Genomic DNA, 6,000 nt, shown 5'->3' on the forward strand with positions numbered 1-6,000 from the left:
AGTTCAAACCAGCGCCGCCGCGTCGGTAACCCGCACGACGTCGTTCACATGCGTGCTCATCCGCGCGGCTTCGACGCCGTACACATGCAGCGACACCGCCGCCGTATCGCTCAGGTTGCCGAGCCGGTGAATCGCGCCGCGGCCGCTGCGCACATACGACACCGCACCGGGCTTGCGCGCCTGCGAGCGCAGCGCGCTCGCGCAATGTTGCGTCTCGTCCCACTCGAAAATCGTTTCGTTTAACTTGCCGTCGACCACCGCGTAGCCGCACCACGTGTGATGCGCGTGCACCGGGCTCGCCTGACCCGGCTGCCAGACCAGCGCGGCAATCGCGTAGCGGCCGTGAGGATCGGCGGCGAGCAGGTGGCGCCGGTAGCAGTCGGCCGAGCCTTCGCGTTGCGCCGGCGCGAGCAGCGCCGGATCGGCGGCCGCCTCGGCGAGCGCGAGCCGCATGCTGCGCGCGAAGAAGCGCGAATGCGACGGCTCGGGGAAATGCGCGCAGGCCTCGAACATTGCGTCGAGCGTGTCGCACAGACGCTCGAGGGGGGGGCGCGGCAACTCGCGGGCCGCCGACGTGGCCGCATGAAAAGCCGCCTCGTGCGACGGCATCGGATAGTCGGCAAGGCGCTCGAAAGAGGGGGCGCGGAAGTCGTCGCTCATGGTCGTGGTGCAGCGGCTGCGCTGCTGATCGGCTATTTTGGGTATCGATATTTGTACCCGTTTGACCGGAGAAAGAGTTTCCATATAATTCCCCCACGGGTTAGAAAAGTAGAATAATTTCCTATAAGGGGTGTCGCATGGGCATGGATATCATCGATCGGAAGCTGCTCGAATTACTGCAGGAAGACGCGACCATGCCGATCGCCGAACTCGCGCAGCGCGTGAACCTGTCGCAGACGCCTTGCTGGAAGCGGCTGCAGCGTCTGAAGGAGGCCGGGGTGATCCGCGCGCAGGTCGCGCTGTGCGATGCGCGCAAGCTCGGGGTCGGCACCACGGTGTTCGTCGCGGTGCGCACCAACCAGCACACCGAGGCGTGGGCCGCCGCGTTCACCCAGGCGGTGCGCGATATTCCGGAAGTGGTCGAGGTCTACCGGATGAGCGGCGAGACCGATTACCTGCTGCGCGTGGTGGTCTCCGATATCGACGATTACGACCGGATCTACAAGCAGCTGATCACCAGCGTGCCGCTTTACGACGTGAGTTCCAGTTTCGCGATGGAGCAGATCAAGTATTCGACCGCGTTGCCGGTGCGCTCTTTCGCGGTGACCTGAGCGGCGCGCAAGGCGCTGCCGGGGTCGCTGGGTAGTCGTTGAGTGGGCGCTGTGCGATCGCATTGCCGTGCGCGCGCCGGCAGGTGCGCCGCTTGCTGCAAGCTCGATCGAAGTCATCGCCGCGCGCGCGAATCCCGAGGCGATCCGTTCGTTGGACTGCAAGCCGCGTGCAAGCTCAGTGGGCGTAGAATTCCGCCTTCCCTGACACCCCGCGACTGCTTCGCGAACCGAGCCCGCTTCAATGAACAAACCGCCGCGCAAGAAGAACCCGACCTTCGGCATCGCCGTCTTTATCGTGGTGGCGATCCTGCTGGTGATCGCCACGCTGTTCTATAACGCGATCCGCGAAAAGGAAGAGTTCGACAGCCAGAACGCGACCCCGCCGTCGGTGACCTCGCAGGCGGCCGCGGCGGCCAATGCGCTGAAGCCGGCGAGCGGCCCCGCGCAGTAAGCGGGCCATCGCGACGCGGCCGCGCGTCCTATTCGTCCGGCAGCCGGATCATGCTTGCGTCCTTGCGAATCTGCGCGGACGCCGCGAGCATCTGCTTGCATTGATGCGCGAGCAGTTTCATGTCGTGCACCGCGTCGGCGGTGTAGTCCGGCGACTTCTCCGTTTCGACCACCATCGCATCGAGTTCGCGCGTCATCAGCTTGATCTGCTCGCCCTGTTCGGCGGGCAGCGCGGTGCCGGCTTCGGCCGCGCTCAGGTTGTCGCGCACGAGGCTCAGCGCGCGTTGCAGCGGCTGTAGCGAGATGTCCTCGACCTGTTGCTGCTGTTGCGCGGACGTGCGTAGCAGCGGCGCGGCCGCGGCGATCTGCGACGCGAGCACGTGGCTGCGCACCAGCAGGCCATTGAGCTCCGGCACGAACTTCTGCGCGGACTTCGGTTCGAGCATCATCCGCTGGAACGCCTGACCGAGATTCGCGAACGCGACGTGTACGTTCTTGCGCGCGAGCCGGTAACGGTAGTCGCGATCGAGCGCGGTCGCCGCGGCGGTGGCCGCCGCCGAGGTGCCGCTGTTCGCGGCGCGCGCGGCCGGGTTGCTGGTCGTGGTGCTGCCTGCAGCGGCTTCGGTCGCGGTGGCCTTCGCACCGGTAGCCGCGGCCGGATTCGAGCCGCTCTCCGTGCCCGCCCCGAAACCGGCTCCCACGCTCACCGTACCGCCGGTCGCCACGCCAGCGCCCGCCAGCGCCGCCCCCCCAAAGCCGAGCCCCGCATCCGCCATCGCCGCGGCCGGCGCGCGCGCGCCGCCTTCGGTGACGGTCGCGACGACCGCCGCGGCCGGCTTGCCGCTCCACCACCAGCTCGCTTCCAGATACTGCCGGGTCGCGCTGATCACGTTGTTGACCAGCTTGCCCATCAGCCGGTATTCCCAGTACGGGAACAGGTGGCTCGCCGCGATCGCGATCGCGCAGCCGACCACCGTGTCGATCGCGCGTTCGCCGATGATGCGCATGCTGCCCGGCGCAAGCAGATGAAACAGCAGCAGCACATACGACGACGTGAACACCACGCTCGCCGTGTAGTTGAACAGCAGCAGGCTGTAGCTCATCACCATCGACGCGAACATCACCACCATCAGCAGATGCGGCTGCTTGACGAACATGATCAGCGCGATGCTCGCCGCGCAGCCGATCAGCGTGCCGATAATCCGCTGGCCGTTGCGCTGTTTGGTCAGCGAGTAACCGGGCTTCAGAATGATGACCGTGGTCATCACGATCCAGTACGCGTTGGTGAGCGGCAGCAGGCGGCCGAGCCAGAAGCCGACCGCGACCGCGATCGTCACGCGCAGCGCGTGGCGAAAGCTCGGCGAGGCCATCGTCAGATTCGAGAAGATCTGCCCGAACGGCACGCGTCGGCTCGACACGAAGCGGCTCAACGCCTGGTCGATGCGCAGTTCGGTTTCGGTCGCGCTCGGCTCGCTGGTGAGGCTGCGGTGCATCTTGTCGATCAGCCGCGTCGCGCTCCAGATACGGCGGAAATTGGCCGACACCGCCGAATACGCTTCCGGGTTGTGGGTGGGCAGCTCCTTCTTGCGCATCAGTTCGATCTCGTACTCGATCGCGCGCAGTTCCGCCTTCACGTTCACGCGCTTGCGCGGCGCCTGATTCTGCAGCACCGCGAGGCCGATCTCCTCGAGATCGGCGGCCGCCTTGCGGATCAGGTCGCGATAGAACACCAGCAGATCGGAGCCGCCGAACGTGCTGCGCACCAGCGTGTAATCGGTTTGCGCGCCGACGAACAGCTCGTGCAGATCGACGGTATTGATGAACAGGTTGTAGAGCATCGCGCGGTGCGGCTCGAGCTTGCCGCGCCTGAGTCGCGGCAGGTTGCGCAGCACGATGTCGCGCGCCGCCTCCTGGCGGTCCACGGCGGCAATCTGCTTGTCGACCAGATTGCGGTAGCACTCGTCGAGATCGTTGCTCAGGTCGTAGAACGCGGCGCGCGCGAGCAGATAATCGGCGCACGCGAACACGCTTTCGGCGAGCGCCTGCTGCTCGATCCGGTTCATCATCCAGCGGCTCACGAAGGTCGACCAGTACGTGTACCAGAGGCCGCCGAGCAGGATCCACGACGCGTTGGTCAGCGCCTGCAGCGGCGTGAAGTGATCCTCCAGCGTCATGATCATCATGAACAGCGTCGCAAAGCTGATCTGCGGCCAGCGGTTGCCGTACACGACGATCAGCGACAGCAGGAACGTGAGCGGCACCACGGTGGCCCATAGCGCGACCGGATTGACGGTCGCCAGCCCGGTGGCGAGCGCGGACAGAAAACCGATCACCGTGCAGGCCAGCATTTCGTTGTGCTTGTACTTCAGCGGCCCGGGCATATCGACCACGCACGCGCCGAGCGCGCCGGTCGCGATCGTGAAGCCGAGTTCGCGATTGTGGAACACGATCAGACACAGGAGCACCGGTAAGGACACGCCGACCGCGATGCGCAGGCCGCCATAAAAGTACTGGCTATATAAGAATTTTCTGATTTCGACCGAATAGAAAAGTGCGGTATTTCTTGAGTCGTAACGATCGGTTTTGAGCACCTGCAAATCCTTGTATACAAAGGGATTTGATGTAATTTTTTGGTCTAAATCAGTTCAATCTAACTCAAGGTGTCGCGCCTGAAATTGGGGGTTAAACCGGGGATTGGATTGAAGGCCTGGAGCCTACCGCAATGCGAACGATTAACCGCCTGACAGTAGCAGCTATCAGGAAGCTTATCAGCGATCCGCCGCCGAAGCCCCCGATATTATCCCGATGGCGGGGCTACATCTACAGGTGAGGCCGACCGGTTCGGCAAGCTGGGTTTTGAAGTATCAGCTTCACAATCGCAGCCGTGAACTGGGACTAGGCCGCAGGCCTGATGTCGGATTGACAGATGCCCGTGACCGCGCGGCGGAGGCGCGCATCGCACTCGTCCAGGCTTTGGGGGGAGTCTGTGCACTCGGGCAGGCCACCAGAGTCGGTCTTTTCTGACAATAGATGATGTATTTTCAGACCTTTCTGGATTGAACCGAGATAACCCGCGGGGGTACAAGCCTTGAGAGGCAAAGTTTGCCTCGCGCCGCGGCCCCCTCTACCTACGCAGTTCTGATGTACCTGGCCGCGCCTCTAAAAATAATCAGCAAGGAGGCCTGCCCATGGCGGACCTGCAAGGCGCGCTGCAAGCCATACCCGGGCGGCAGGCGTATTACCTCAGCGTGCCGGGCACAGATGCCGCATCGGCACTCTCGGTCGTGTCGTTCACAGCGACCGAGAAAATGGGCGAACCCAACGTCGTCCATATCGAACTGACCCACCCGCAGCAATTACCGCGCACCGATTTTCTGAACCGCGACGCGGTGTTTTCCATCGTGGCCGACGATGGGACCGTGCGGAAGTTTTCCGGCTTCATTGCGCGCTTCTCGACGGTGCAGACCACGCAGGATTTCACGAAGTACGAGGTTGTCCTGAAGTCGCACTCTGGCCGCCTGGAAGCGGTGACACGCAACAGGATTTTCCAGCACGCCACCACGCCCGACATTCTGGCGGAGGGTTTGCGCACCCATGGCCTGCGCGACCATCAATTCCTGTTCCGGCTGCGCAGGCAGTATCCCCAGCACGCATTTCGTATGCAGTACGGGATGACCGACGCGGCCTATGCCCACATGCTCCAGGAGAAGGCTGGGATTTACAGCTACATCCTCGAAACCGAGTACGGCGACGAGAAGGTCTACGGCGACGATATTGACCACTACATCTATGACCCGCAGCTTGTCGTGCCCTACCGCGAGGCGGCAGGGCTTGAAGCTCGCGGCATCGAGGCAATCACGTCACTGAAGACACACACGAAGATCGTCCCGCAGTCGTTCATGGTGGCCGATTACAACCCGGACGCGGCCTGGGAACGGCTGCGTGACGAAGCCAATGTTGCACCACAGGACGAAACGACCTATGGCCAGGTAGATGTGTTCGGTACACATCATCTCGACCAGGCTGGCGCTGGATGGGAGGCGCAACTCAGGCATGAAGCGGCAATTGCGCGGCAGGTGGTCTTTGAAGGCGAGAGCAACGTGCTCGCGTTGCAGTGCGCACGCGTGCTGGAGATGGACGAGGTATTGCCCGATGCGCCGAAAGGCATGGTTATTATCGACATCACGCGCAGCGGCGCGCGTGACAAGCCCTATTCAAACTCATTCAGGGCGATCCCCGCCGACCGGCGTTTCCGTCTGGAACTGGAGCCGGAAAAATG

The 6,000-nt window shown here is 63.5% G+C and carries 6 protein-coding genes; 4 read left to right on the forward strand and 2 right to left on the reverse strand.

Going from position 1 to position 6,000, the window contains the following annotated elements; translation table 11 throughout:
• Window positions 1-3: 3 nt before the first annotated feature.
• On the reverse strand, window positions 4-609 hold the full coding sequence (locus tag BTH42_RS06435) for a cysteine dioxygenase (protein ID WP_372237247.1): 606 nt from the start codon (window positions 607-609) through the stop codon (window positions 4-6).
• Between the two features lie 188 nt (window positions 610-797).
• Here BTH42_RS06435 and BTH42_RS06440 point away from each other — a divergent pair, with 188 nt between their 5' ends.
• Window positions 798-1,271 carry an Lrp/AsnC family transcriptional regulator gene (locus BTH42_RS06440; protein WP_075296997.1) on the forward strand — a complete coding sequence of 158 codons (474 nt, stop codon included), beginning with the start codon at window positions 798-800 and terminating at the stop codon, window positions 1,269-1,271.
• A gap of 241 nt (window positions 1,272-1,512) precedes the next feature.
• Entirely contained in the window at window positions 1,513-1,722 is a 210-nt protein-coding gene (locus tag BTH42_RS06445) for a hypothetical protein (protein WP_075296999.1), read from the forward strand.
• 28 nt (window positions 1,723-1,750) lie between these two features.
• Here BTH42_RS06445 and BTH42_RS06450 read toward each other — a convergent pair whose 3' ends face one another.
• The gene (locus BTH42_RS06450) at window positions 1,751-4,312 is read right to left on the reverse strand and encodes an FUSC family protein (RefSeq protein WP_075297049.1); all 2,562 of its coding nucleotides are present in this window, start codon (window positions 4,310-4,312) and stop codon (window positions 1,751-1,753) included.
• 214 nt (window positions 4,313-4,526) lie between these two features.
• Here BTH42_RS06450 and BTH42_RS36425 point away from each other — a divergent pair, with 214 nt between their 5' ends.
• Together BTH42_RS36425 and BTH42_RS06460 are read left to right on the forward strand one after the other, a co-directional pair.
• Complete coding sequence (locus tag BTH42_RS36425) at window positions 4,527-4,745, forward strand: Arm DNA-binding domain-containing protein (protein WP_075297001.1); 219 nt, start codon at window positions 4,527-4,529, stop codon at window positions 4,743-4,745.
• Between the two features lie 164 nt (window positions 4,746-4,909).
• The coding region (locus tag BTH42_RS06460) for a type VI secretion system Vgr family protein (protein WP_143751985.1) at window positions 4,910-6,000 on the forward strand (1,091 nt) is incomplete at its 3' end.

Source organism: Burkholderia sp. SRS-W-2-2016 (assembly GCF_001931485.1).
Classification (GTDB): Bacteria; Pseudomonadota; Gammaproteobacteria; order Burkholderiales; family Burkholderiaceae; genus Paraburkholderia.